General features: G+C 51.1%; 20 protein-coding genes. 8 read left to right on the top strand and 12 right to left on the bottom strand.

Features of this window, described 5'->3' with window-relative positions; translation table 11 throughout:
- Positions 1 to 223: 223 nt before the first annotated feature.
- Entirely contained in the window at positions 224 to 1651 is a 1428-nt protein-coding gene (locus Pan241w_RS17915; protein ID WP_145218497.1) for a hypothetical protein, read from the bottom strand.
- Positions 1652 to 1964: 313 nt separating this feature from the next.
- Between Pan241w_RS17915 and Pan241w_RS17910 the strand changes: the two genes are divergently transcribed.
- From Pan241w_RS17910 to Pan241w_RS17905, 3 genes are all read left to right on the top strand, one after another.
- Positions 1965 to 2348: a BlaI/MecI/CopY family transcriptional regulator gene (locus tag Pan241w_RS17910; protein WP_145218495.1), complete on the top strand. Its 384-nt coding sequence runs from the start codon at positions 1965 to 1967 to the stop codon at positions 2346 to 2348.
- Positions 2349 to 2427: 79 nt separating this feature from the next.
- Positions 2428 to 2682: a hypothetical protein gene (locus Pan241w_RS29450; RefSeq protein ID WP_197999999.1), complete on the top strand. Its 255-nt coding sequence runs from the start codon at positions 2428 to 2430 to the stop codon at positions 2680 to 2682.
- Positions 2660 to 5722, top strand: coding sequence for a M56 family metallopeptidase (locus Pan241w_RS17905; protein WP_197999998.1), 3063 nt, complete (start codon positions 2660 to 2662; stop codon positions 5720 to 5722). The genes Pan241w_RS29450 and Pan241w_RS17905 overlap by 23 nt, the downstream gene beginning before the upstream one ends.
- 151 nt (positions 5723 to 5873) lie before the next feature.
- On the opposite strand, the gene Pan241w_RS17900 is transcribed toward Pan241w_RS17905, so the two are convergent.
- The gene (locus Pan241w_RS17900; RefSeq protein ID WP_145218491.1) at positions 5874 to 6848 is read right to left on the bottom strand and encodes a hemolysin family protein; all 975 of its coding nucleotides are present in this window, start codon (positions 6846 to 6848) and stop codon (positions 5874 to 5876) included.
- Positions 6849 to 7180: 332 nt separating this feature from the next.
- On the opposite strand from Pan241w_RS17900, the gene Pan241w_RS17895 reads away from it, so the two are divergent.
- Both Pan241w_RS17895 and Pan241w_RS17890 read left to right on the top strand, forming a co-directional pair.
- Complete coding sequence (locus tag Pan241w_RS17895) at positions 7181 to 8596, top strand: dehydroquinate synthase/iron-containing alcohol dehydrogenase family protein (protein WP_145218489.1); 1416 nt, start codon at positions 7181 to 7183, stop codon at positions 8594 to 8596.
- A 37-nt stretch (positions 8597 to 8633) separates the two neighbouring features.
- Positions 8634 to 9764 (top strand): hypothetical protein, encoded by a 1131-nt coding sequence (locus Pan241w_RS17890; RefSeq protein WP_145218487.1) that lies wholly within the window; start codon positions 8634 to 8636, stop codon positions 9762 to 9764.
- A 91-nt stretch (positions 9765 to 9855) separates the two neighbouring features.
- Here the strand turns inward: Pan241w_RS17890 and lepA are convergent, their stop codons facing one another.
- Both lepA and Pan241w_RS17880 read right to left on the bottom strand, forming a co-directional pair.
- On the bottom strand, positions 9856 to 11652 hold the full coding sequence (gene lepA / locus Pan241w_RS17885) for a translation elongation factor 4 (RefSeq protein ID WP_145218485.1): 1797 nt from the start codon (positions 11650 to 11652) through the stop codon (positions 9856 to 9858).
- A 209-nt stretch (positions 11653 to 11861) separates the two neighbouring features.
- Positions 11862 to 12602 (bottom strand): leucine-rich repeat domain-containing protein, encoded by a 741-nt coding sequence (locus Pan241w_RS17880; RefSeq protein ID WP_145218483.1) that lies wholly within the window; start codon positions 12600 to 12602, stop codon positions 11862 to 11864.
- Positions 12603 to 12839: 237 nt separating this feature from the next.
- On the opposite strand from Pan241w_RS17880, the gene Pan241w_RS17875 reads away from it, so the two are divergent.
- Positions 12840 to 13775: a type II and III secretion system protein family protein gene (locus Pan241w_RS17875; protein WP_145218481.1), complete on the top strand. Its 936-nt coding sequence runs from the start codon at positions 12840 to 12842 to the stop codon at positions 13773 to 13775.
- A gap of 62 nt (positions 13776 to 13837) precedes the next feature.
- On the opposite strand, the gene Pan241w_RS17870 is transcribed toward Pan241w_RS17875, so the two are convergent.
- On the bottom strand, positions 13838 to 15553 hold the full coding sequence (locus Pan241w_RS17870) for a WD40 repeat domain-containing protein (protein WP_145218479.1): 1716 nt from the start codon (positions 15551 to 15553) through the stop codon (positions 13838 to 13840).
- A gap of 581 nt (positions 15554 to 16134) precedes the next feature.
- Between Pan241w_RS17870 and Pan241w_RS17865 the strand changes: the two genes are divergently transcribed.
- Positions 16135 to 16536, top strand: coding sequence for a BlaI/MecI/CopY family transcriptional regulator (locus tag Pan241w_RS17865; protein ID WP_145218477.1), 402 nt, complete (start codon positions 16135 to 16137; stop codon positions 16534 to 16536).
- Between the two features lie 3 nt (positions 16537 to 16539).
- Complete coding sequence (locus Pan241w_RS17860) at positions 16540 to 18360, top strand: M56 family metallopeptidase (protein ID WP_145218475.1); 1821 nt, start codon at positions 16540 to 16542, stop codon at positions 18358 to 18360.
- A gap of 756 nt (positions 18361 to 19116) precedes the next feature.
- Here Pan241w_RS17860 and Pan241w_RS17855 read toward each other — a convergent pair.
- From Pan241w_RS17855 to Pan241w_RS17825, 7 genes are all read right to left on the bottom strand, one after another.
- A complete protein-coding gene (locus Pan241w_RS17855; RefSeq protein WP_145218473.1) occupies positions 19117 to 19734 on the bottom strand; it encodes a hypothetical protein in 618 nt (205 codons plus the stop codon).
- A gap of 192 nt (positions 19735 to 19926) precedes the next feature.
- Positions 19927 to 21498 carry an ABC transporter permease gene (locus tag Pan241w_RS17850; RefSeq protein WP_145218471.1) on the bottom strand — a complete coding sequence of 524 codons (1572 nt, stop codon included), beginning with the start codon at positions 21496 to 21498 and terminating at the stop codon, positions 19927 to 19929.
- Complete coding sequence (locus tag Pan241w_RS17845; RefSeq protein ID WP_145218469.1) at positions 21495 to 22208, bottom strand: ABC transporter ATP-binding protein; 714 nt, start codon at positions 22206 to 22208, stop codon at positions 21495 to 21497. The genes Pan241w_RS17850 and Pan241w_RS17845 overlap by 4 nt, the downstream gene beginning before the upstream one ends.
- A gap of 329 nt (positions 22209 to 22537) precedes the next feature.
- Positions 22538 to 22939, bottom strand: a complete 402-nt coding sequence (locus Pan241w_RS17840) for a hypothetical protein (protein ID WP_145218466.1) — start codon at positions 22937 to 22939, stop codon at positions 22538 to 22540.
- Between the two features lie 106 nt (positions 22940 to 23045).
- On the bottom strand, positions 23046 to 23615 hold the full coding sequence (locus tag Pan241w_RS17835) for a hypothetical protein (protein ID WP_145218464.1): 570 nt from the start codon (positions 23613 to 23615) through the stop codon (positions 23046 to 23048).
- Positions 23616 to 23845: 230 nt separating this feature from the next.
- Positions 23846 to 25069, bottom strand: coding sequence for a leucine-rich repeat domain-containing protein (locus Pan241w_RS17830; protein ID WP_145218463.1), 1224 nt, complete (start codon positions 25067 to 25069; stop codon positions 23846 to 23848).
- A 171-nt stretch (positions 25070 to 25240) separates the two neighbouring features.
- A complete protein-coding gene (locus Pan241w_RS17825; protein ID WP_145218461.1) occupies positions 25241 to 26215 on the bottom strand; it encodes a Gfo/Idh/MocA family protein in 975 nt (324 codons plus the stop codon).
- Positions 26216 to 26432 lie beyond the last annotated feature (217 nt).

Below are 26432 nucleotides of genomic sequence, written 5' to 3'. Positions count from 1 at the left end.
CAGAGCGCATGAGCTTGGTGTCACTCAATTGTGGTTACGATAGTGTGTTTATGGTTAGTTGTAGAGCTTTTGTCAAGAATAGATTGAGGGAGCATTTAAAGTAGACGGATTGGTTAAGTGACACGAATCGGGAAAAGCGGAACTCTGAACGAGAACCCAATCACGTGGAACTGATTCGACTGTACATAATTAGTATCGTATAGGTCTGGAACTATCTGGTTTCTCACTCAAACACCAGCCCCAGCGCATCGATAATTGCACCGCGGCGGCCTTGGATGCCGATGGCTTTTTTTCCGTTTCCGGTTACTGTCGGCACTTCTTTTTGGGAAGGCTTGCCGATCCATTCGCTGTTGTAGCTGTCGTCCGGGTCGAGCTGGTCGTCGGGCTTGATGCGCTGGAAGATGATTTGTACGGCGCTGACGTATTTGGGGGCGTCCACTTTTAATCCGCCGACGGCATAACCTTCTTTAGCGACAATGACTGAGTCTGAGCCCGGGACGCGATCATAGATCGGAGTCAGGCTGCGAACCGCTGGTTCACCGGCCCAGCTGCCCATTGCATATTGAAAACCGAGCAGTGTTTTTCCCTCACCGTTGACTGTGCGGAACGGGAAGCCTCCCTGGGGGTTGCCGATGAGTTTGGAGTCATTCCCTTTATTGGATGCGGGCTGCGGGGGCGCAGCGGGAGTGTTCGGTCTGGCAGCGGGAGTGCCGGGCGGGGGCGTCCGAGTTCCTGGTCGGTTAGGAAACTGATTGGGAAAGCCGCGCGGCGCGAGTCCGGTGGGATTCGGCATGATGTTGGGGGGGGTGGAATTCGGTTTTCCAGCGGGGGGAACCGGCGTTTTCTTTTTTTTGGTTGGTTCATTGTCTTGTGCGATCGGATTTGGCGCGACGGGATTCGGAACGAACTGCACTTCCCCCGGTGGCTGCGGAAAGTTGGGTTGCAGGTTCGGGGCATTCTCTCGGACGGCGATTCGATTTCCGGGTTGTGGAACACGTTCGAAGTGAAATCCCAATCCGACCGACAGCAGGAGAACGCCAACCAGGGCCATCGCGGCGGTCGCTTTGAGATCGAATCCCTGGGAGTAGCGATCGGGCAGGGAATCCCGTTTTTCTACGGGAATGCCGGATTCAGTGAAGTGGCGGGCGAGTTCCTTGAGCTTGATCTTACTCGGAATGCCGACAATCTCAGCACGAGAATCCACGCTTAGCAGCATGACGGAAAACGAACGTCCCAGCGCCCGGTTAGGAATGATCAAACAGCGCGAGATACATTCGTTGGGCCATTCCTGCATTTCGGACCAAGAGCGGAAAAAACCGAGCGAGACATACGACCGCTGGCGGAGAATATGATCATCGTAAACCCAGAGAGTGCCGGAGACATGATCACGGCGAAAAAACATCGCCAGGAAGGCGGGACCTAAACCGAGGATGGCGCCCATAAGGAAGGAGAGCTCGATTCCGGGCGGATTGCCATTTAAGGCGAACAGCAGACAAAACATCCCGCTGGCAGCCGCCCAGACAGACAGTGCAAAGACACAGCGGACCAATAGGTCTCCCCGCAATTTTAAGCGGTATAGCATCGGTTCATGCCAGTAGAAGACGGCAGAGGTGAGTTTGATTGGTTTGGTTAATAAATCCCAAATACCCATGTGGAGCCCTCACAGAGTGAAATGGATGTGTCAGAGTGCGAATTCAATCTCGGTACTGAGAATCAGGATCTCGAATTGGGAACGCCGTATTCTAAACGACTTCATCTTGAGATTCCAGAAAAACTCCTGCAGGATGAAAAATATGGGCTGGCCATAAAATGACTTAAGTCTCGCAAAGGAAACACAATCTGCGAAAGCGGCTACAGGCAGACGGTAACCGATTAGAGTCTTATCTGACGTTGTGGGATTGACATGGCTACAGGTTGTAGTCATGATGGCGACATGGTGTAGTTAAACCGTGAAAGGAGCTGTGATGGGAATCACGGAATTATCGGCGGCAGAGCAGGAAGTGATGGAGGTTGTATGGAATCTCGGCGAGGTGACCGCGCGGGAGGCGCGCGATGCTCTGTCTCGTGACGTGGCCCGAAATACCGTCCGCACATTATTAGAGAGAATGGAAGAGAAGGGCTGGGTGACGCACCGCGAGGTTGGTCGCGCGTTCGTGTACCGTGCTGCGCGACCACGCGAGGAGTCTATTGGTCGCAAAGTGCGCGAGTTGGTAGATACCGTCTGTGGCGGGTCGTCAGAAACGCTCGTTGCCGCCCTATTGGATTACCGAGGACTGCGTCCAGGAGAATTGGACAGAATCCGCAAGATGTTGGATGAGGCAAAAGGTGGTCGTTTGAAAAATGGCTGAGTGTGTTCTGTTGAAACAAGCTGCAAGGACTGGTGAGTGTTCGTGATGAGATGGTATTGGGACTGCATGTGAAGGGGAGGTGACCCATGGTGGTGTTGATCGGGGCGACTTTCATTTCGACCGCTGGTTGGATAATCAGCCTGGCATGCCCGTGCTCAGCGGCACGGCGGCATCTCATTTTAACAACCGCGCTCGTGGCGTGCCTGCTTCTGCCAGTCGCTATGAAAATTCGGTCGGGAACGAGCTGGACGATACTGGAAATATCAAGTTCAAGCGACACAAGCACAATAAATTCAAGCAAGACCGTTCCGTTGTTGAGGCAGCAGTCGGCTGAAGCGAGTGTATTACAGCGCGATCAAACCGAAGAAGGTAATGCGCATTTATCCGATACGGTTGTGGCTCAAGAGAACGTTCGTGGAATCATAAACCAGGAAGCATTGAGGCATTCTAGCCACCGGCAGACAACTGCTGAGAGTGAAGCGACGTCGTCAAGCGAGCCGCACGCGGATAGGCAGTTAGCACTTGAAGAATCGACTGCAGCCGGCGTGTGGAAGTGGGCAATGTCTTGGGCAGCGGTGGTCTATGCCTTTATTGCCTGTTTAATGTTGTTCCGAATCATCGCCAGTCTGATCGGCATTCTGCGCGTAAGACGGCAGGGAATTGAGATAGGTGTGGCACACAATGGGATTCGAATACTGGAAGCAGAAGTGGCAGTCCCGCTGGCGATTGGTTTCGGGAGACCGGCGATTGTACTGCCTCGCGGCTTTCGCGAAGCGGTTCAGCCGGACGAGCTTCAGGATGTGCTTGATCACGAATCCGAGCACATCCTGCGAGGTGACCACTGGATTTTATTATTACAAAGTATTACCGCGGCCACCTATTGGCCGCTCATAACCGTGCATTTACTAAATCGTGCGTTGTGCCGTGCGCGTGAGGAACTGTGTGATAATGCGGTGCTGGCAAAGCGTGATCCTGCTGCCTACGGTCTGACGTTACTAACGGTGGCAGAGCAGGTGAGAAGCCAGCGTGCAAATGCGACTCAGCTTGCCCCTTCGATCATCCGATGTGGTGAACTGGAACGCCGTGTGGCGGGAGTTCTGGATGCGCGACGCGATCGAAGAACTCGAATGCGTCAGTCCGTGCGCTGGACGGTGGCGATGAGTCTCACGGCCATCGTGATACTTGCGGGAACGACGCGTCTGGTCGCCGTTGCGGATCAGCTCATAGTCGACGAAACGAAAGTGGCTGAATCTAAGGTGGCCGAGAGGCCATTGCCAAATGAAAACATTCACTGGACTGGCAGACCCAAGGTCGATTCTGAGCATGCGACGTTGCACCGGGGGATTGTGCTGGGGCCGGATGGAAAACCGCTGGCGGGTGCAGCGATCTACGCCGCCAGCACGATTGAACTGCTGGAACGCGCTGACAAAAACCAAGTGGGTGTGGCAGAACTCGGTCCGGTGCGGGCGGTGACGGATGCGCAAGGGCGATTCGAATTTCATGCGGACGACCTGACCTGGGTCACATCAGGCGGAGACCGAAAGCGGTGGGAAACACTGCTGGTAGCGACAAAAGCAGGCGTTGCACCGGGCTGGCTGAAGACGTGGGGCGAGGACCGCAGTTTACGCTCGCACTGGCATCCACATCCGAATCGCGAAGTGGTTTTGCAGACACGATCGCCGGCAACGTTGACGGGGCAATTCTTTCTGGAGGGGGGAACGCCTTTGGCGGGTGCCCGCGTGCGTCTTACAGGTTTGATGGCACCGATTAAGTATGACCTCGATGTGCATATTCCCAAAGAGGAAGAAACCGAGTTGGGAATGTTTGCCAGCATCGATTATGCCGAGACGCTCTATCGTCCCGCAGTACTTCCGGGGTTAAACACAGAAACGACGACAGATAAGGAGGGCCGCTTCGCACTGCCGGGATTACCGGAGGGCTTCATTGCGCAGCTCGAAGTCATGCATCCGCAGGCGGTGACCACAAGTATGCGCGTCGCGGTGCGGTCGATTCCGCCGGTGTACCGCAAGCCATTTTTAGGAAGGGGGAACCCGACGCTGTCTCTGTATGGATCGGGGTTCACAGCAGAACTCGCGAAAGGCGTGGTCTTGCGGGGACAAGTCACCTCCAGGAAGGGATACACGGGGCGGCCTGAGGCTGCAGCGGGTGTGACCGTGGCGCTGGCCAATTATCATACCAAAAGTGGGATGACCGGCCAGCGGTTTGAGACAGACGCTGAAGGTCGTTTTGTAGTAACGGGGTTGGCGCACAATCCACGCGGTTATAATCTGGCATTTTCAGGATCATTTGCCGCACCCTATACTGATTCTCGTCGACGAGTTGTTCCTGGAGAAGAGGCCCGGGTGGAACTGGGGTCGGCGGTTCCTTACCGGCTGAGGCTGGTCGATCCGAAAGGCAATCCCGTGGATCGGGAGGTCTACTCGATCCGCGTTCAATCCAGCCCCGGTGAAAGTCGTCGTGGTATTAAATCGCGGTTTAATGATGCCCGTCGCGTGGCTCCGGGAATCTATGAAGGAATCGTGCCATGGGGGCCCGCGGCTGTGCTCGTCAAACGCGGCGCGAAGACCGACCGGCCGGCTGCGGTTGATCCCAAAGCATTCTTTGCGCCGGGGCGCACGGACTGGACGCGGGAAGAGGAGCGATATGCTTACGGAGATGCCTGGCGAATTGCGCAACCTGCTATTGTCGAAACGGAAAGGTTCAGGGTCTGGAAAAATCGCCCCGTCGATCAACTCAATCTGGCAGCAGTGGTGTTTACGAACGCCAAAGAGTTCGCTGGCGTGCAGGAGCTGACAGCGACGGTCTACTCCGACCCGCCGGTGGAAGTGATTCTCGTCGACACCAACAATCAGCCGGTCGAAGGGGCGCGTCTCAAACGGCAGCTAAAACAGTACAACGACAAAGATCTGCCAGCGACGTTTTCCGTGTACGGTCTGCATCCGGATCGGGCTGAATTTCTCGTTTTCACTCACCCAGAGCGCGGTCTGATCGGGACGCGCTCCACCAAATGGACCAGTGACCCTGTGCGTGTGGTGATGCAGCCGGCAGCGACGTTGATCGGACGATTCAAAGACAAGACAGGCCAGCCCAACTACGATTTTGGAATTCGGATGATGGGGAAGGGCCTGCCGCCTGATACCTTTGTCGCAGGCCGGGTATTTAAGACCACGGAGGAACCGGGTAAGCGGAAGGGAGAATTTTCCCTGGTGGTTTCCCCAGGAGTTGAGGTGCGCGGCGAATTCGTCAGGAAGACAGACCAGCATGCTACGCGGCCCACAGTCGGTGCCGCTTTCGCTCCGTTGATTCCTCAGCCGGGTGAGACGGTGGATCTGGGAGACCTCATTGTGCCCTGAATGTCATCGCTATCTTTCAGGACTTCATTATTGAATTTGTAGAGGTGTGTGCAGCTTAAACAGGATGGATCAGCTAAATAGAAACAGCCTACATACAGGGCGAACGGAGTTGAAAATACGAGTCGCTTTGTTTTTTGAGCTTAAAGAATCCCTATCTCAACCCAAAATCCTTCTCATCCTCAATTTCGCCGACGATCTCCTCCAGAACGTCTTCCAATGTCACGATGCCGACTGTCTGGTTCGATTGCTGAACGACGGCCAGATGCTGGTGGCGTGTGCGGAACTCCAGTAACAGTTTGTCGGCGCGCATCTCGGTGCTGACGAAAAACGGTGTGTGTATGATCGAAGTGATCGATGTCTTTGCCTTATCATCAGAGAGCATGCTCAATACATCGCGGGCGATCAGCATGCCCTGAACATCGTCAGGTGATTCTCCGAAGATCGGGTAGCGTGAAAACTCCTTCGTGCGAATGATATCTGCCGCTTCGCTGACCGTGGTCGCTGCAGGAATCGAGACCACCTTTTCCAGCGGTGTCATGATGTCTTGAACCATACGATCGTTGAGGCGAAACGTTCGGAAGATCATATGGCCCTCAGTCGGTTCAATGTGGCCCCCTTTTTGTCCCAGTTTGACGAGTGCGCGTATCTGCGTTTCCGTTCCGATTCTCCTTTGTCCCCGCTTCAACGTGTCGGAAAGCCAGGCGAGGCCAACGCTGAGCGGATAGATGGCAAACCCCAGGACGCGAATCACCGGGGCCGACCAGCGGGCCAGTAGCGGCGCGTAATGTGATCCCAGTGCCTTGGGAATCACTTCCGAGAAGACGATCGTTCCGAGCATGAGCACAATCGTGATGGGCACCAAAGCCTTGGGACCGTAAATTTTAAATGCCTGCTGGCTGACAAGAATCGGCCCGAGTACATTGATCAGGTTAGTGAGAATCACAATCACGGCCAGTGAATGAGTCAGTTTCTGTTTCACTTCCCGCAACCGTCCCGCACCGTGTTTGCCGCTTTGAATCATTTCATCGATCTCGGGGTGAGAAACGCTAAGGACTGCTGCATCGACAGCGGCCATCAACCCGGACAAGGCGATAAATACGATGATTGAACCAAGAAGCCAAACCATGAACTCACATCCCGTGCAAGAAGAATCTGGTAAGAAAAGATTGTTTCGTCGACTATGTCACAAATGCGAAAGCATTGCAACTTCTTTAACTGAAAAGGGTTCAGCTCCTAATGGCGCCTCAATCGATGATCTCCGGGGCACGGTGAGTCCCCTGTCATTTTTGATGCGAGATCAATGCTCGGGGCGTAGTCACATTTGCCAGTTTGTTCTTTTTTGCTTTCATACTTTTGTTCTCCCTCATATGCCGTCTCGAATAGAGGTTTGATAATCGACTTGTTTTTGTCTAAGCTGGATACATATCTGATTGTGATCAACTATCAAGGGGCCGATAGATGCCGAATGTTGTATTTCCACGCGTCTCGCAAATCACCAAAGGACGGCGCAATTTAATCGAGGTGATCAGTCAACAATTTCCGACTGATGACGCTGGTCAGAACGAGACTTGGTTTGTAAGCGGAAATACTTCGACTCGACCTTTTGCGGAGGTCTATCGACGAATGTGGGATGAGTCTGTAAATAAGACTCGTCTGTTTATTCTCACCAAAGCCCCGTTCGTGAGCGAAGCGGAACGACTACGCGATGCCTTGTTGTCGGAGGCGGTCTGCCCGCGCATGATCATCTACGTCGGCGGCCAAACGGTGGGAGATGTCACCAAGTATTCTGTCCGCATGGTCAATGATCTGCTACCGCCCGGGCAGCAACCAGTTGAATTTGGTGGTATTATCACGTCGCTGACCAGCGATGGTATCTATAGTCCCGGCGCCAGCCTTCGCGATGACAATACGGGGCTGCCTGTCAGCAAAACGTGTGAAGCGCCGGCTTTCATCGTGGGGCACGAACGCACGCTTCTCAGGCAGCCGTATATGATGAAGTGCGCCTGTGTTGGTGATATGTTAGCAAAGGTCTCATCACTTTGGGATTATCGACATTCTTGCCATGTACAAGGGATTCAGCCGAATGATTTTGCATCGGACCTGACGGAATCTTCTTATCAACCGTTTCTTGACCGGGGTGATGATCTTAAAGCCGACTATCTCCACAAAGAAAGCTCCATCAAGGAAATGTTTCGCGCGGTGCAACTGAGCGGGCTTGCCATGCAGATTCAGGGAAGCACCCAGGCGTGTTCGGGCTCTGAGCACATCGGTCAGAAATGGCTCGATGATTTTGTGATCGAGTACGACTCTCTGGCAGAGAAGCGAATTAAACGGTCTCCGCTGCACGGGATTGGCGTGCTCCCGATGACGATCATCACAGCCTACATGCAGGGACAGGTCATTAATGCAGAAAAGATCAAGCGGATCGCGAATACATTAGGAATCCCGTACATGAACCTTGGTCTGCAAGAATTTTCCCCTCAATTCATTCAGGAGCTGATCACGACCTGCCTGGTGATTGGTATCGGCTATCGCTGTCCAAAGTATCTTGCGTATCAGTGTAAGCGTTCCGTAAAAGCGCTCAGCGATAAAAAGAAAATACGTAAACCCGATGACGAGCGGATCACCATTCTCGATGAACCTGAATATGAACTATTGTCGCAGAGAGTGAAACACGCTGCCATTGACGCAGGTTTGTTTAACCCAGACTTGAAGTCCTCGGAAGACCAGACCACGCAGGTGGCGAAACAAGCTTTGAAGAAGATAAGAATCCGTGCATGGACCAGACTGAAACGGTCTGTAGATGAAGCGGTAGATTCAGAGACAGGCGAGTTAGTCGCTAACGAGTTACGGCCTGTTTTTGGCCTGTCCTGAATGCATCCCTCAAATACCTGTTCTAAGGGAAAGAAAAATGACATCCAACGACAATATTAGTAATTTGAAGGGTGCGCTAGGTCTTCTGAATAAAAATATGAAGACGTTTGAGTTTGCACTGGACATGCCCAAGGCATTGATCAAGTTGTATGATGCGGGCAATCTGAATCTCTTGAAGCAAGAAGATCTGTTTCATGAAATCGAACTTCGGGCAAAAGACGATGAGGACTCGAAGAAAAGTCTTGGTGAGTATTTGGGAGCAGAAATTGCCACAGCAGTTAAAAATCAACATACCGTTTTTATTGAGAGCGGTACAACGTTCGGGCCTACATCAGCCTATCTGTCTCATGTTCCTGACATTCCAGACAAGAGCATCCTGACCAATAACTTTCTGACGCTAACATCCCTCGATATTGGGAAAGTCAGAGTCACCGAAGGATCGCTCGAAGTGAAGTATTTGGCGCTGCTTGATTTTATCAATTCTCGCAGGATCGACCCCGAAGTGTCGCCTGAAGAAAGAGAACGTGATATTCGAACTTTTTTGCGACTTGACGAAAAAGTATCAGAGGTCGACACGATTTATATGACGAGTTCTAATTTTGGATTTCTCATCGGGCCAATGGTGGGAGGGCGAGCGAATGCACTTTTCAAGTATTGTCTGGTGAATAACAAATCCAAGCGTAAGATTCGTTTATGTATCTCTTTTGAAAAGCTTCTGATTGGTAAAGACAAAGTAACAGAGTGTGCCGAACATGTAGAGAATTGCTACACCGTCATGGATGTGGAAGAATTATCTGATGGGCAAGACGCCACTCTTGTTCCCGATTACGAGGTGCTTGCCAACCCGAATATGCGGAATCAAGCCAGGAGCGCTGCAGACGAGTTACTACTCAGTCAACCGGATATTTGGCGTGAAGGGCATGGTCTGCGAGGACTTTATACATCCTGGTTAGATGTCATTCGTTATACCCCACCGAATACACTCGAGATCGTTGTTGGTATCGGCAGAGAACAGGAAAAAGAAAGGAAGTCGATATTAAAAAATGCCATCTCCCAGTGTAATAAAGTTCTGAAGGCAGCGGGGATCCACCGCGCGTATGTCAAGAAGTCAGTGAATACTCACAAAGGAATTGTATTGTATGTCGTTGATCGTCCCAAAGTGGATTAAAATCTCAACGAAGTCCAACTGTCACCCCGCAGAGGTCGTTTGCGGCGGTCTTTTGATGGAGTCTCTATAGTGACAGAGGCAGCTTTCCGCCCTATTCCTTATCGGTGCGAAGCACGGAGACAAAGGCTTTCTGGGGGATATTGACGCTGCCGAACTGCTTCATTTTTGCCTTGCCCTTCTTCTGCTTTTCGAGCAGTTTTTTCTTGCGCGTCACATCGCCGCCGTACAGTTTCTCGGTGACGTCTTTGCGGAACGGCGCGATTGTGGTGCGGGCAATCACTTCGCCTCCAATAGCTCCCTGAACGGGTATCTTGAATTGATGTCGGGGAATCTCTTTGGCCAGTTGTTCGCAATAATGCAGCGCCCGCGGTCGTGCTTTGTCTCGATGCACGAGGTAGGACAGCGTGTCGACCGGTTCTTTGTTGACAAGAATATCAACCTTCACGATATCAGTGGTTCGATACTCAATCGGCTCATAGTCAAACGATCCATAGCCGCGTGTAATCATCTTCAGCTTGCCATAGAAGTCGAAGAGGACCTCGCCCAGCGGCATCACGCTGGTGACTTCGATCCGACTGGCAGACAGATAATTCATCGTCTGGCTTTCCGAGCGATGTTCCCTGCAGAGTTCCATGACAGGGCCGACGTACGTTTCGGGGGTCAGAATCGAGGCTTTGATGTAGGGTTCGCTGACTGAATCAATCGCCGTGGGATCGGGCCAGTAAGAGGGATTGTCGACTTCGATTGTGGAGCCGTCTTTCAACGTTAAGTGGTACTTCACCGACGGGGCGGAGATCACCAGACCAATGTCAAACTCGCGCTGGATGCGCTCTTGAATCACATCCAGGTGCAGCAGTCCGAGAAACCCGCAGCGAAAGCCAAAGCCGAGTGCCGCGGAACTGTCTTTATCAAACGTGAGTGCCGCGTCGTTGATTGCGAGCTTCTCCAGAGCCTTTGTGAGTTCCACGTAATCGCCCGTGTCCATGGGATAGATGGAAGAAAAGACGACCTGTCTGGCGGGCTGGTAGCCGGGAATCGGCTCTGCTGCCTGTCGATTCAGCAGAGTAATTGTATCGCCGATTTCAATGTCCTGCACACTTTTGACGCCCGCGACAACATAGCCCACTTCACCGGCACTGAGCTGTGATTTGGGATTGAGTTTCATCTGGTTAAAGCCGACTTCATCCACTGTGAAATCACGACCGGCGTGCATGAAGTGGATCGTATCGCGCGGTTTGAGTGTGCCTTCCATGATGCGGCACTGCAGAATCACGCCGCGAAACTTATCAAAGTTCGCGTCAAACACGAGTGCCTTCAGCGGCGCATCCGGATCGCCCTGGGGAGCGGGCAATTTCTCGACGATGCCCTGCAGCACGTCCTCGATGCCAATCCCATTTTTAGCAGAAATCGGGATCGCCTCAAACGGATCAAGCCCCAGTTCTTCATCAATGGCTTCCTGTGCCCGTTCGATGTCTGCGGCCGGAAGATCAATCTTGTTGATCACAGGCAACAGGGTAAGATCATGTTCCAACGCCAGATAGAGGTTCGCCACCGTCTGGGCTTCGACTCCCTGAGAGGCGTCGACAATAATCAAGGCGCCTTCACAGGCCATCAAGGAACGCCGGACTTCATGCGAGAAATCGACGTGGCCCGGCGTATCGATCAGGTTCAATAAATAGTCTGTGCCATCCGGAGCCCGGTAATCGAGGGTAATCGAATTACTCTTGATGGTAATGCCCCGTTCGCGTTCGATATCCATCGAATCGAGCATTTGTTCATGGAGTTCACGTTGTGTCACGCCTCCACAGGTTTGAATGAGCCGGTCGGCGAGCGTGGACTTGCCATGATCAATATGAGCGATGATGCAGAAATTTCGTATATGTTTCATCGCGATGTTTTAACAGAAAGCAGTGGAAAAATACAACCGATAAGGTAGCGACGTGAATGGGGGGCGAGTTGCTAACCTTCCGCTTCGCCTTTGACACTGACACGAACGGAAGACACTGCTTTACCGCCAAAGTTTATCCAACTTCTGCGCGCTGTAGTTGAGACAAGCTCCGCTGAAATGTCTAGTTAGCTGGTGATTCGCGCTGATGACTACCGACTTGAGAGTCCTGTGCAAAGCTCAATTGTCCCTTTCGCTTTTAATCTGTTGATTCCAGCCGAGGTGATTTGCGTACCCGTGACGTCCAGAATCCGTAAGTGAGGCATCGCCAGCAAATGCTCTACCGATTCGTCTGTGACAGAAGTATTTGACAGAGATAATGAATCCAACTGACCCATCTTAGCGAGATGAATCACTGCTGTATCTGTGATCGGCGTGTTGTCGAGGAACAGGTGTGTGATGCTGCGATTCGTGCTCAGCTGTTTGACACCGTTGTCTGAAATCTTTGTTGATTCCAACTGCAGGAGGAACAGCGATTGCAGACGGCAAATCGGTTTTAGTATTTCGTCACTGATTAACGTGTTGGAAAGCTGGATTTGACGTAAGTTGGGCAGATGCGACAGAGGCAGTAGAAGGTCTGCGTCCGTTGGGCGGGGACCGAAGAATCCGACTCCCGTGACTACACCATGGGGGCCTGTTGGTAGATATCTCCGAGCACTACGTGGAGTGAAATTACGTACTCGCTTTAGCGTATCTTCGTAGCCGATGATAGCGCCAAGATTTTCCAATTGAGTGATATAGATCTGGTCATTTCTCGTGCGGGAGCAGTACACAACAAGGACAGCAAGAGCAGAGAACCCCGCAACCGCAGCTACAATACGTTTCCGATGTGCTGTGTGCGATGGGGGGGCAGTAATGGCTTCGGATGGTGTGACTGACTGATTGAAAGTCATTCTTCCTCGCTTACACCTGAGTTAGTTATATTTCTCGCATATGCGATCTACCCAGTTCATAAATTGACGATTCCCATTTCCTTCTAATTTTTCTAACTTACTTTGTTTGCCGACATTCTAACTGTTTAAGCTGCAGGATTAAACTAAAGGTCTCGATATTGCCTTGGCATGAATTCAAGTCATATTGACACAAATTGACTGGTTTTCCTAGGATTCCCGTGTCATAAGGAGGTATCAATGATGTTCGCACACTATTCCAGGTTTTTCGCATTGTCGTTGTGTTTTGCGACGATAAGTTTCGGTGCCGAACCCAAAGAGTGCCGTCCGCCGCAGAGACTGCCCCAATCGGCCCCCGAAAAGAGCGGCAATCTGTCGGCTCTGGATCACCTCCGCATCGTGTGGGAGCAATTGGAAGCGGCGGGGCTGGCTGAAGAAGCTAAAAAGCTGCGAGAACTATCAGACCAGCTCAATCAGCGCATTCTCCGAAAGCGAGCCGAGTTATCGCGACAGATGACAGCGCTTCAGCAACAATCGGAGCAACTACGACAGCTAATGGGAACGCCAGACAAAATCCTCTGCCGTTGTTGCATTCTTGAACTGTCAAGCGAAGCAGCAGCAGAATTTGCCGCGGCTGCGGAGCCGGTACGTTCCCCAACCGACTTGCAGAAGCGTACTGATTCCACGGTCTCGGTTTTTAAGAATGCAGAGGAAGTCATCCAGCAACTGAAAAACTCGGGTAAGGTTTCTGTAGTGCATGCAAGTCCGCACATTGTCACAGCTCTCGGCCAACCCGCGACGTTTAAGAGTGGCGGCGAATTTCCGATCTTGATTCCTGCAGGAGCTGATCAAACCTCCGTCGAATGGAGGCCGTTCGGCGTTTTTTGCAAAGTCGAACCACGTTTGCTCGACACGGGAAAAATCCAGCTCCTGTTTTCTCCTGAGATCTCGCACCAGGACTTCACGAACGCGGTCAAAGTGAATGGTCTTACCGTCCCCGGCCTGACGGTGCGTCGCGTCAACACACAGGCTGAAATGAACCTCGGGGAAACACTCGTGGTCAGGACGGTTTCGAGTACAGGACGCCAAAGTAAGGTGGTGAACGCGAAATCTGAAAGCCCGCCTGAGAAAAAGACCGTAACGCTGTTTATGGTGACGCCGGTTGCCTTCGATTAACTGGTTGCTGATTCCGTTCCTAAGTTTCATTGTGGTTTCTTCAAATAATTTGCTCAATCGAGCTATTCGATTGTTCGCTCGATCGTGTCACGTTTGACTTTTATCCATCGGCCACCTTTCCAGATCAGCGATACCTCGTGCGATACGGGTCTCTTTGTGTCGGGCCTGGATTCAATGGCTGTCAGAATTGCGGTCGGGTGCGTTACTAACTTGTAGGATCGAGTCAACTTAAGAAAGGGAGTTGAATCATCAGCCGTGTTCAGAATGATCGTTTTCGATCTTTGTGGCTGATTCGAGGGAAGTATAAGTTGCACGAATAAAACAGCCCGATCTTCATCGAATATTTCGGACGGAAAATGGTTGTCCACACGTTGAAACAGCTTCCATTCCATCTCCGAATTCAGTTCCAGTTTCTCGCGGAGTTCCTGTGTGATCGCTTCGCCTAAACCGTCCAAAAAGTCGTTACCCAATAGTATCTCGCTAAGCCCATCCGCAAGCACGCCCTCGATGACATTTTGATCATCGGGTCGGATCTCCCATAGCTTAAGGAGTCCGTCGGCAGTTCCGGCTGCGATGAACTGACCGTTTGGTGAGTAGGCCACCGAGGTGATCGGCTGCGGGTGATTTTTTAACAATGTCGCCGTAGTCTCGCCGCTTTCAATATCGACAATTCGCACCTCTCCCCATTTTTGCCCACGATTGTAACTACCAAGTGCCACTGCGATCGAACGACCATCTGGATCGATGGCCAGATCCAGGGGGCGTACCACTCCTTGGTGATAGAGTTTTACGGTGCGGATCGGCTTTCCGTCTTTGGCATTCCTGATTTTGATCTCAGAATACAATCGGCCTAACAAACCGAAACCTAACGCGGGATTGCTGTAGCTTCCGGTAACCACATACCGCCCGTCATCCGAACAAGCGAGCGATTCAACATTATTGGCGTGATCGTTGCGTTCCCAAGCGGTCGCACCCAATTCCGTATTCCACGCAAAAGCTCCACCAGGCCCCACGCCAAAAATGAGACTTCCATCTGATGACCAATCCACAACTGAGAGATGAACCGAATCCCAGTGGTGTCCCCACTGTTTGCGACCGTTGATGTTCCACGAAATGACATGCCCATTGATCCAGCGATAGGGATTGGTTGCGTCCGCTCTGGAACAGGAAACGACTGATTGTCCATCAGGGGAACAGGCGAGCCCGCTGACATATCCCGCATCGACATCGAACTTACGAGTCATTGTTCCCTTCTTCAGGTCGTAAGTTGCGAACTTGCCAATACGTCCATACGGTGGTCCTCCCTGGGAATCCTCTGTCGGCAAAGCAATTATGGTTTTGCTATCGCCCACGGTGGTGAACGGCGCTGCCAAATCTTTTATTGTTGCCCGCTTTTTCCAGTTCGACACATCCCAGTGTTCGATCCAATATGTTGTCGGCTTGCGACCCAGAAGTCCCAGGTTCCCGACTCGATGAGCGGCAACGAATAGCGACTTGCCGTCAGACGAGAACTCGATTTGGTCAATGCCATCGAATTTGTGCGGCTTTTCACGCGGAAATTCAATCGGCGTCAATTTTTCAATTTTCGCCTCTCGGTTCTGAAGGGCAGCGCCATTTTGCGAACGCGGCTCGGAAACATCGTTCGCTTTTTCAGACGGTTGGTCTCCTTTCGCATTGCTCGTGCCTGGTATCACTGACAACGGCAAAACCACTGTTCCCATCAAGATGGTGACGGTACAACTCCAGATCATGTGTCGCTGAGCACTTTTTCGATTCATGATTCAATCGACCCTATTCTTAAAGAAAGTCTCACCGAACGCAGTTATCGCTACTGGTGACGGCGTGCGGCTTTTATTTACAAACACAATCGTTCGTCGTCTGAGTTGTTGTAGGTCCCCTTGATATTGAACCCCTTGGGGGGACCATGAGCAGCAAAGTAACAACGTTTTTCGGTGAATATTTCGTTGTCAACGTTGGCTGGGCGAGCGAATAAGACGATCGCTCAACGAGCCGGTTTCAGTTTGAGCGTTTTATCAGGTTGCGATGGTGTGCAGCTGATGCCAGTCCGATGACACAACCTGCAAACGTTCCCAGTATCTCAGTGGGCTGACTAGAGTAGAACTAGTGGAATTTTGTACCAGCAGGGGCAAATTGTCAAGAGAGAAATGAGCAAGGTGCAATGAAAAAGAGGTTCGGTTGAATGCCTCGATCAATTCAACGGGGGCAGGATTTTTGCTCCTACGAGGAATTGTAAACGATACTCTTCTGCTGACCAATAAAATCTCTCGCTTGCTCTTGCGTATTATTACACCGGTAATATAATCTTGAATATTACACATGTAATAAATTGGAGTTCCAGATGAATAAAAGCAAAAATGCCGTCCGTTTATCCCCGGGAGAAATGGAATTGATGAAAATGCTCTGGGAAAAAGGGCCGCTGACTCTCGCAGAAGCACACGAGACTTTTAGTGACTACGGAAATCCGATCGCCTATCCCACGATGCAAACCCGTCTGAATCGGTTAGCCGCTAAGGGGCTGGCAACAAAGAGCGACCAGAGACCGGCTCTATACCAGGCGGTCGCTACGCAGGACCAGGCCACGGAAGGATACCTCGGACAGATTCTCGAAAAGCTCACGTCCGGAAAAGTGGTCCCGCTCATGAAGCACTTGATCACGGAACGATCTCTGACCAGGGATGAAGTCAAAGAACTCAAAAAACTTTTAGACGTCGCAGAACAGAAGAGCAGAAAAGGTCAATGACGAATGAATTCAGCGTACCATTATTTATTCGATGCGATATTGAGATCGACTTTAGCCCTTGGCATCGCCGCCTTGATCGTCAGAGGGCTGCTGCTCTGGATCAAACCGTCCTCGCCTCGCTGGCACCAGGCTGCATGGGCGCTGGTCATGCTTCAGGGAGTCATCTTTCTGCACTATTCGGTGGCAATTCCCTGGTTTCCCACGGACAACACAAAAAACATTTCGTTCGACTCAGTACATCAAGAAAACCTGAACGCAACCCCCGTCAATCCCACTACAAATCCATCGCCAGTGATTCTCACCAATTCAGATCTTGAGCTTGTCACCAGATTCAACTGGTTTTCTCTTGCCGCCTCGATCTGGATCACAGGTTGCGGACTGATTGTGCTCTGGTGGATTTCCGCCTACATCATCTCGGCAAAACGACTTCGCCACAGTGAGCCCGCCACCGAAACATGGGCCAGGGAGTGGCAGGCCGTCTTGAAACAGTACGACATCCGAAAACCAATTCCCCTGCACATCACACACGATGCTGGTCCCATGCTCTGTTTATTGCTGCGGGGATTTCGCGTTTTCGTTCCCCGACAACTCTGGTCTGACCTGACCGAAACAGAGCGCCTGGCAATCTTACATCATGAACTGGCCCATCTCTGGCATGGGGATATCTGGAAAGGATTCCTCGCGCGGCTCGTGGTTTGCCTGCACTGGTTCAATCCTCTGGCATGGTGGACCCTCAACAAGCTCGATGAGTGTGCCGAGTTGCTCTGCGATGATGAAGTCCTCAACAACAATCCGGATGCCATCGCCGATTATGCGCGTGCGTTGTTTCGGATCGGCAGTGATTCCCACCAGATTCACTCTCCCGCATCCGCCGCCCGGGGAGGAAAATTATATCACCGCATTCGACGAATCCTTTCTCCTGCACCACCCGAAAGGTCCATGATGAAACGAACTTTGCTGCTTCTCGTCCCCCTGTTGTTGCTCGCCATCAATCTTTTTGATTTCCAGCTTGTGGCTGAGGAGAAAACAATTCAGCCTGAATCCGCCCCCCGACAGGTCGCATTCGCTCCTCCCGTGACAAATGAACCACGGGAAAAAATGCTCACACTCTCAAAAGAGGAACGCTTCAAGTATCTCTCCGGAACCGGTTTGAATATTTATGAATGGGACGCAGGGAACTTGAAGTTGAAATCGCGAGGGTTTGGCGATCAACCTTCTTCACTCTTTTCTGTGGTCCCCGTTCTCACAGGCCTCCAGCCTGTCGACCTGGATGGGAATTCCCGGCTTTGGGTGAACACGAAACTGGGAGGAGATTTTATCATCCGCAAGGGGACATCGACAGAAGCCATCATTGAGGACCTCGGCTCAATGCTGAATCATGATCTGAAGCTGCAGGTCTCCCTCGAATTTAAAAAAGTCGACCGAGAAGTCTACGTGGCACGAGGAACATTCCAGCCCGCCCCCATAGGCCCCGCATGGAGGCGGCCTGAGGATAAATCCTATTTAATCTACGGCAAGGAAGGTCCCGAGCCTGATAAACTACATTTCGCAGAGAGTGCCGGGAAGTTTCCTGACTTCCTCAAAGCAATTGGCTACCGTGTCGGCCGCCCTGTCCTTAGTGAAATTAAAAACCCGCCCCAGGGATCCATTGGCTGGCGCATCTATTTCGATCAATCCGAACACACCACATGGGAAAATTTTCCCAGAAATTTTGCCAAGAACACACAGCTGGTCCTCCAGCACGTATCTGAACAAACCGGCTTGACGTTCCACGAGGAAAATCGCGAAGTCCGTTTGCTGTTCCTGCAGGACTTGGGAAATTGACTTTGTTTTTTGATATCGAAGCAAGCGGAAGACGGTGTTGTCTCGACCGGGCAAGCATAACGACTGTCGTAACCGGGCTCGAGCGGAAGACTTTGATTCCAGTTGACGCGTGAATGAATGCTCCGGTTCACGGTATTGTTATGCCGCCACGGAATTGGTGGTCGGACACGCCACTACCTATTACGCTGTTACCTGACGATCATGTGTTTACGGTGCTCGGTAAGAGCTAGAGTACCGTCTGCGAGCGAACTGACGTCGGATGTGAGCGAGAATGTGTCCGGCTTAGTTGTACTGCGGAGAATCCACGAGTCCGTCTCGGTGGCACGAACAAGTGGAAGCGTTAGACCAATATTGAAAGGGACAATCTGATAGTGATGTGAAATGCGAAGGTGATCATCGCAAAGCTCCCATTGACTGTTGGCCCCTTTTGTCGTGAGACCATTGTAATTGTAAACGCATGACCGGTCAGCCAGAAAGGTGATAGAGTATGCAACAGTATCGTTATTAATGGTGGTCAGTGTGTACGTACCCACGAAGGCCTGCTCTCGCGGAGACAAGGACTTTGGCGATAAAAGTTTACTGAGGATGGGTAACAGTACGCAAAGCAGGGCAAGAGCTCCGATGACTGTACTGCGTCGGGATTTGTTGGTCATCTCGTTCCCCCTGCCATTTGCGGCATAACGTCTAAAATCACCGAGTTCCCACCAGCAACGTTGATTTCATTATGCGACCGGACGACGTCAGTGTATTCTTTGGTTAGTTGCTGCCTGATTGCGAATCGATCGATCCAAGTAATTGGTTTGCATACGCGTTAAGTCGGCCTTGCATCGATTTAACGAGCAGTCCGCGAAAGTCACCGGTTTCGTCACCGGGACTATCAAGAGGCAATCCGCTACGATACGAATCACGTATCCAGTGTAATGCGTCTTTGGTCCCTTGTGAATCGATGTTTGATTTCACGTAGTCTAGTGTGGCGACTCGTAGCGGGTATTCGATACGATGACACATAATATCTGCATAACAGGCGATCTCCATGAGTGAGATGATTCGCTGTGCGTCGACGGTAACAGCAGGGGATTGAGCTATGCGTTCGGTAATTTGTTTTCCCAAATCCGGAGATAGTTTATTGTCTTCCTGTAGCTGGCGAATCACATAGGGAAGAATTGGATGTCCGTTCTCGACAAACTCATTTACTAACATTGACCATTCGGCATCGTCCGGTGAGTACAGCTGAGCCATCTTATCGAGCAACGGTTCCGGAGGAACGGTGAGAACAATGTAATTGTCTGCGACGGGAGATGGCTGCGGTACACGAGCGGTATGCGAAGTTGGCTCGTCTGGTTGGCATCCAGCGAGCAGGAACAAGCCAGTCATTGGAATGATCCATCTCATCTTGCAAATCACCTGAATGAGACCGCATGATTTCGGTTTAACCACTCACGATAGAGTTAGCCGGATTTTGTTTGAATGGGATAGAGATGTCAAGAGCATACAGAGCTAAGGGGCAATGAAAGAGAAATTGGACTGAATGACGCGGTCATTTCAACGGTGTTAGAATTTTGCCCCTTAGTCATGTCGCAAGGCGGTTATCGGATCGATGCGTGCCGCTCTGCGTGCGGGCAGGATCGTTGCCAGGGTGGTGACGGCCGTGCTGAAGGCCAGTACCGCGACCAGCAGCCAGAGCGGGAACTCGATCACCTGCTGCTGCTCGAAGGTTTTGTTCAATTCGCTTTCGAGGATTGAAATGGTCATCGATTCGATCGGGATCTTGATTACCAGGCCAATGGCCAGCGCGCAGAGTCCGCCGATCAATCCGATCAGTGCACCTTCAATCAGAAACAGCATTTGAATCTGCCCTTCGCGGGCGCCTAATGACTTCATGATGCCGATTTCCCGCGTGCGTTCGACGACGCTCATGACCATCGTGTTGGCAATCCCTACAGCAGAGATAACTAACGCGAAAAGAGCAACCAAGGATACGATCAGCGTGACCTGGCGAACCTGTTTCTGGATGAATTCGACCATTGAGATCAACGAGTATTCGCGGAAGCCCATCTCGCGAATTTGTTTTGACACATCTTTGAGGTGTGATTCATGGTCAACCAGCACCGTCGCATTATAGAAGCCTGACTTTTTGACGAACGGGATACGCATCGCAAATTGGGTCTCCGTTTTGATCGGCAGCAGGAACTCGGCAAAATCGTCATTATGACCTAGTTGCACATGGTCGTTCGTTTCCTCCTCGGTCGGGCCGCGATAGATACCGGCGACCGTAAACTCCTCTGCAATAATTCGCTCGAAAGATTCAGACTCCTGGTTCGGAGTTGCCGGTGTTGGCTGAAACGCTTTCTTCAAAACCGCACGCTCCTGCTCTGAGAACGTCAAATCATCGATCATGGTTGGGATGCGATCCAGCGCACGGTTTAAGGCAGTTAACTCTTCCTTACTGAACTCGATATCACCTCCACTGCGACGTGAGAGTGAGTAGGCGACGCCTTCCTCACCAAAGCGGTATTCTATTCTGACTTTGGTACCGATCAGCTCGCGCATTTGAGAGCGCGTGGTGTATCCCCATTTCCAGGCGACAAACTCATTGAGCAGAATCACCGGTTCATTTTCCGAGTCAAACGCTTTACCGACCAGAATACGTTCGCGCATGACTTCATCGTTGGTGGTGACCGACGCACCTATTCCCTGCAGTTCATTCTGGCCTTGTATCAGTGTGACGCTGGTTGACATTCGAGGGTGGATGTTTTGCACATGTTCGAATGATTCAATTTTCTGTATTCGCTCGCGCGTCAGTCCGATGCTCTCGCTTCGATGTTCGAATTGCCAATGACGTATGAGCATTTGACGAATCCGCCAGCGCAGGGCCTCGTCTAATTCGTCATCAACTTCCAATTCTTCTTCAGGTATCTCATCTTCAGCGTACGCCCAATTCTGCTGGACCTCAATCTGTCGCAATTGCTTGTTCATGCTGAAGACCCGCATGATTGCCTCCTGAACGCCGCTGCGTGAGGCCAGGGCGAAGAGCAGCATCAACGAACCAATTACAACTCCAATCAGCGAGAGGGCCGTGCGGGTTTTCTGCCGGCGAATGCCCAGCAGGGCCATGGAGACGATGTCAAGGAATTTCATACGCTGGCAGCTCCCGAATCGCGTTCCAGGCGGCCATCCAGCATATGCAACACACGAGTGGAAAATCGGTACGCCAGTTCTTCGTCGTGCGTGACAAGAATCGTCGCCGTTTGAGAACTCTCAGTGAATCGGCGGAGTGATTCCAGGATCTCGTCAGCGGTCGAGGAATCGAGATTCCCCGTCGGTTCATCCGCCAACAGCAGCTCCGGCTTGTTCATTAACGCTCGCGCAATGGCGACCCGCTGTTGCTCGCCACCGGAAAGTTCGCTGGGCCGATGCCCAATACGTTCAGCTAACCCGACAGCCGCTAATGCCTCCCGCGCCGCCGCAACGCGCTCGGCTTTTCCCCTACGGTCGAAGACCATCGGCAATTCCACGTTTTGTAATGCCGTGCGCCAGGGGACGAGGTTGTAGGCCTGAAAGATCATCCCCACGCACTCCCGCCGATAGTCGGCACTCTCTGCCGCCGAGAGCTCGGAAAGGATTCGTCCCGCTACGCAAATTGTCCCGTTCGTCGGCCGATCCAGCCCGGCTATCATATTCAGCAGCGTTGATTTTCCCGATCCGGATTTACCCAACAGGGCCACCCGTTCGCCACGGCTCACGACAAACGAGACTTCATTGACCGCGTTCACAGCCGGATGTAAATTTCCGTACGACTTCGACACGCCGGTGAGTTCTACGAGTACGTTGTTTGCTTGGTGCGGCATTCATTAACTCGGGTGTAGTTATTAAGGACCTGGACTTTGTGGATTTGCTCAACCTCATCCCAGACTTGTGATTTGAAGCAAGTGGTGTTCATTTTAGCATTGATTTGCCAGAATGTAATGAAAATTATCCAGAAGCGGTTCATTCGATTAAGAAAACTACTAAGTGAAGAGGTGAGCTTTCAGGAAAGGTACAACATTCGTTTTAGATTCATTAGATCTGACACTCCAGGAACCGTTCTGGCAAGAGTGTCTTGTTTAGCGATGAGTTCACGAATACGAGTCGGCTGAGATTTTACCTTATGGGGTCAACATATTAGTATATTGAAATATTACGGTTGAAATTTAATTTGACAATGTGTGTATGGGAGTGTTTGACGCAGTTCTTTAATCCCCGCGGGAGTCACTTTGGTTCCAGTTAAGTCGATTTCGCTCAACGGAAGTCCGTGAAGTTCTTGAAGTCCGTTATCTGTGATTTTCGTATTCCTCAAAGAAACGCCGATGCGAGGCCAAAGATATCGAACATATTTCATGTCGGTGTCTGTTGCATCCGTATCGTCAAGATAAACCCATTCGCAGACGGTCGCCCCCCATCCAGTATCGTATCTTACGCCTCCGCCGAGATTTTCAATGCGTGATATTGAACGAGTTGTTTGAAAATCAATCACACCGAATGTGCCAAGAACCGCACTTATGCATGTGACAGAAATGATTGCGATTGCGTTTTGTGACATTCTTTCGTCATCGCTCCATTAACATAACGCCTACGTTCACCGGGCCGTGGGAAACGCTTTTGATTTCATTTGCCGCGCGGCCCGCGGCTCTGTGTGTAATATTTTGTTATCCGGCGTTTGGCCGCATTCGTTGACGCGTGACCAAGCGACTGGCGCAATCATCTTGAAGTTCAGGGAATAGTTTCCGCAGCCCATTTTTATCGAGATCAGACAGTGATCCAAATTCCTTTCGGATTGTTAACCCCGCGTTTTGATCGAATCCTAATAGCGTTTCAAAGTCGGCAAAGGCAGTTCTATACGTTTCTGGAAGATGATTCCAGAAGTATTTCCTTTCGCTTTCACTAAATTGAGAACTGATGATCTGAAGTTCAAAATAAATCGCTGCACCCTCTTCCAACATGGTGGCATTGCCGGTGACTGGATTCAATGTATGTAGGGTTTCATGTGCGACATTTGCGATCAGGGCAGGGAAGTACTTCGTCGCATTTGGACCTACGACTAAGGTGACTGAATGGCCATTGAGACTCAAAGTTGGTCCATGTATTTCTTGAACAATGTCGGTAACCGTATAGGAATCATCCCTTGGTCCGAAGCTACGTTCGGCCTCGACAAGGAACGCTCGATGGGCGTCCCAGGCTTTCGATTCAAGATCCTCGGTGAAATGCTGAGTCGACATTTTTGAATCGCATAAAAATTGAGAGACAAAATATGATTTTATCTAAATCTATCAGGATTTCTGCCTATGATCAATTGAGCTATTATGAGTTGGCGTTTTTATCTAAGTTGACTGTCCGCTTGAGACAGGAACTTGAGTTGGATTAATCGAAGGATGAAGGGGAGTGATTCATCTGTTGTCGGGCAACGGGTCGGCATGAGTCACTGCCTAATCACGCAATCTCTGTGATGTCAATCAAATGTAACGATAGAGCAATTCGCAGGAGACCGAATTTTCTTCTCATCAAAGCCATAGGCGGTTACATTTTTTAGTTTGGGAAACATCCGGAGATCGACAATCGGTTCATCTTGCAGAGGGGTGCTCGTGATATCGAGGTTTTCGAGTTGAAGCAGGTGACTGAGGTTGGCAAGGCCAGCACTGGTGACTCGTGTCCCACTCAGATCCAAGCGTCTCAGCTTTGTCAATCCAGCCAACTGTCGTAGACCAGAGTCGGTAATCTGAATCCCGGCCAATCTCAAATCTCTCAGCTCTGATAATCCGGCCAAGTGAATTAAGCCTGCATCACTGAGTGTTTTTGCTTTGTTTTTTCCCGCCTGAGACAGGCAGAGGTATTGCATCTTCGTCAGTTTTGACAATCCAGCCAGTCCCGAGTCGGTAATCGCGTGCCCATACAAATCCAGATCTTCCAGGGAACTCATCTCCTGCAGATGCTCAACATGCCGGTTTGAAACATAACAGGATCTGAGATCTAATCGCCAGAGATGAGGCAATTGCTTGAGGTAGGGTAGCATCGCCAGTCGAGGTCGATCCTCGTCGTACCAGATAACCTCTTCCAACTTTGTCTCTCGAAAGGCAAGAATTCCTTCTGGTGTGATGGGAATATTTACAAGCCACAGTTTCTTGAGCTTCGGCAAGCGTGTTAACTTCGCTAGTCCGACATTGGTGATAGGCGTGTACCGCAGCTTTAAATACTCGAGATTCTCTAAACCGAGAAGTGATTCGATTCCCACATCCGTGACATCACTGACATCAAGTGTCAATTTTTGGAGTGTCTTGATCCCAGCCAAATAATGGATTGTCTTATCGGAAACATCGGCACTATCGATCGTCAGCGATTTTAGTCGAGGAAGTTTGGCAATGGACATCATCCATGTCGCCTCTTTATGGTTCTTGTCATTTGTGACGAACAGATCTTCCAGATACTTGAGTTCTCGTAGAAACGGAAGCGTATGATCGGGAGAGTTAGTGGGATTGAAGATCATCAGTTTTATGATTTGATTGTTCGCTCCATACTTTTCCTGGCCCTCCACCTGTCTGATCTTGGCCAGAAGTTCGCTGGATACGGGTGGGCTAAGAGCAGATTGTGTATCAGTGCGATTCTCTGCCATTGATGAACAGCACAGGGAGCCAACAATGGCGAATGCCCCTAACGCATGTGTAAAATGAGTCATCATGATAGCCTCACTGAAAAAACTCAGGCGATTCCAATAGCATGACTGTCCAAATCAAAAATGAAATCTCTACTTGATTCATGAATCCATAGGACCGTTTTTTCTTCTTCGTATCGTAAACGATGGCTTTCTGAGATTCCAGAATAAACTGAGGCCGAATCACCACTCTGCTGGTTAGACAAACGCAGTCAGCTTTTCCATCCAGCGTTGTACCTGCATGGCATCTGAGTAGGTCGCTCCGGTGGGCACTGCTTCCATTTGACGTACAACCCGACAGAAGCAACGCAACTCTTCAGCCATCATTCCGCTGGGTGGGTTGGCACGCACTTCCAACGCCAGAGGCCAGGAGGCTTCGTTGTCCCAGACAGAAATCGGTCGCGGGTTCGGTTCAATACGGGCAGACCAACCCACACCAAACACTTCCGTTCTGTCAAACCCGCGCGGCGGCATACCTGCAGGTGTTAAATACGAGGCAGCAAACGATGCCACCGGACCTCCGTTCCACTGGAGTTGTGCTACCGCCAGATCAATGTCGCCTGCGTCAGTCCGATGATATTGGGCACTGAAATGATCCGGTTCCGCACAATCGAGTAGTACCTGTGTTGAATACAGGTCATGCACCATCGCGGCATGTAAGGGGTTCTCACCCGGAAAGTTCTCAACAATGCTCGCCGGTCGATGTCGTACGCAATCAATATAAGAAATCGGGCCACGTTCGCGGGCCACCTCCCGCAATTCTTGAAACTCGCTGTTAAACAGCAGGATGTGTCCCAGCATCAGGTTACTCGAATCGGGCCGCACCAGGGGAGCAAGGCTTTCCGCTTCTTCCAGACGATCCGCAATCGGCTTTTCCAACAGCACCGCTTTGCCATGTTCAAGGAGTTCTCGGGCGACAGCAACATGTGAATGCGTCGTACAGGCGACAACCCACGCCTCTGCATCCGACTCCTCAATCGCCTGAGTCAGATTCGTCCAGCCCGGCACATCAGGAAGTTCTTTGCTGAGGGCAGCGAGGCTCTCCTGCCGACGAGCCACCACTCCCACCAGTTCTGCTTCTGCCAGCCGAGATAACGTCAACGAATGCAATCGCCCAAACCGACCCAGGCCAATAACACCTATTTTTACAGGTTGAAAACTCTTCGCAGTCATCGGTACTCCTCAGATTCAATTGATTCTTTGTCGGCAGAGAGACGCAGATTGTGCAGAGGACTTTACCATATAGAACTTTTGATTTCACCATCAAGGCTCAATGATACTAAAATGTTTCATGGTAGAAACCAGGCGAGAATCAAACGACAGTAAAACCATTGATCAACTTGGCGTTTGCGAAATGATGATCTCCCAGAGACTTCGTGCCAATCAATCG

This window comes from Gimesia alba, assembly GCF_007744675.1.
In the GTDB taxonomy this organism is placed as follows: Bacteria; Planctomycetota; Planctomycetia; order Planctomycetales; family Planctomycetaceae; genus Gimesia; species Gimesia alba.
The sequence above is the reverse complement of the archived record's forward strand: the minus strand, read 5'-3'. Positions and strand labels throughout refer to the sequence as shown.

Excerpts from the sequence above, each read along its gene's own strand:
- Pan241w_RS17915 (WP_145218497.1), bottom strand. The coding sequence starts at position 1,651 with ATGGGTATTTGGGATTTATTAACCAAACCAATCAAACTCACCTCTGCC.
- Pan241w_RS17910 (WP_145218495.1), top strand. The coding sequence starts at position 1,965 with ATGGGAATCACGGAATTATCGGCGGCAGAGCAGGAAGTGATGGAGGTT.
- Pan241w_RS17900 (WP_145218491.1), bottom strand. The coding sequence starts at position 6,848 with ATGGTTTGGCTTCTTGGTTCAATCATCGTATTTATCGCCTTGTCCGGG.
- Pan241w_RS17895 (WP_145218489.1), top strand. The coding sequence starts at position 7,181 with ATGCCGAATGTTGTATTTCCACGCGTCTCGCAAATCACCAAAGGACGG.
- Pan241w_RS17890 (WP_145218487.1), top strand. The coding sequence starts at position 8,634 with ATGACATCCAACGACAATATTAGTAATTTGAAGGGTGCGCTAGGTCTT.
- lepA (WP_145218485.1), bottom strand. The coding sequence starts at position 11,652 with ATGAAACATATACGAAATTTCTGCATCATCGCTCATATTGATCATGGC.
- Pan241w_RS17880 (WP_145218483.1), bottom strand. The coding sequence starts at position 12,602 with ATGACTTTCAATCAGTCAGTCACACCATCCGAAGCCATTACTGCCCCC.
- Pan241w_RS17875 (WP_145218481.1), top strand. The coding sequence starts at position 12,840 with ATGATGTTCGCACACTATTCCAGGTTTTTCGCATTGTCGTTGTGTTTT.
- Pan241w_RS17870 (WP_145218479.1), bottom strand. The coding sequence starts at position 15,553 with ATGAATCGAAAAAGTGCTCAGCGACACATGATCTGGAGTTGTACCGTC.
- Pan241w_RS17865 (WP_145218477.1), top strand. The coding sequence starts at position 16,135 with ATGAATAAAAGCAAAAATGCCGTCCGTTTATCCCCGGGAGAAATGGAA.
- Pan241w_RS17860 (WP_145218475.1), top strand. The coding sequence starts at position 16,540 with ATGAATTCAGCGTACCATTATTTATTCGATGCGATATTGAGATCGACT.
- Pan241w_RS17855 (WP_145218473.1), bottom strand. The coding sequence starts at position 19,734 with ATGACTGGCTTGTTCCTGCTCGCTGGATGCCAACCAGACGAGCCAACT.
- Pan241w_RS17850 (WP_145218471.1), bottom strand. The coding sequence starts at position 21,498 with ATGAAATTCCTTGACATCGTCTCCATGGCCCTGCTGGGCATTCGCCGG.
- Pan241w_RS17845 (WP_145218469.1), bottom strand. The coding sequence starts at position 22,208 with ATGCCGCACCAAGCAAACAACGTACTCGTAGAACTCACCGGCGTGTCG.
- Pan241w_RS17840 (WP_145218466.1), bottom strand. The coding sequence starts at position 22,939 with ATGTCACAAAACGCAATCGCAATCATTTCTGTCACATGCATAAGTGCG.
- Pan241w_RS17835 (WP_145218464.1), bottom strand. The coding sequence starts at position 23,615 with ATGTCGACTCAGCATTTCACCGAGGATCTTGAATCGAAAGCCTGGGAC.
- Pan241w_RS17830 (WP_145218463.1), bottom strand. The coding sequence starts at position 25,069 with ATGATGACTCATTTTACACATGCGTTAGGGGCATTCGCCATTGTTGGC.
- Pan241w_RS17825 (WP_145218461.1), bottom strand. The coding sequence starts at position 26,215 with ATGACTGCGAAGAGTTTTCAACCTGTAAAAATAGGTGTTATTGGCCTG.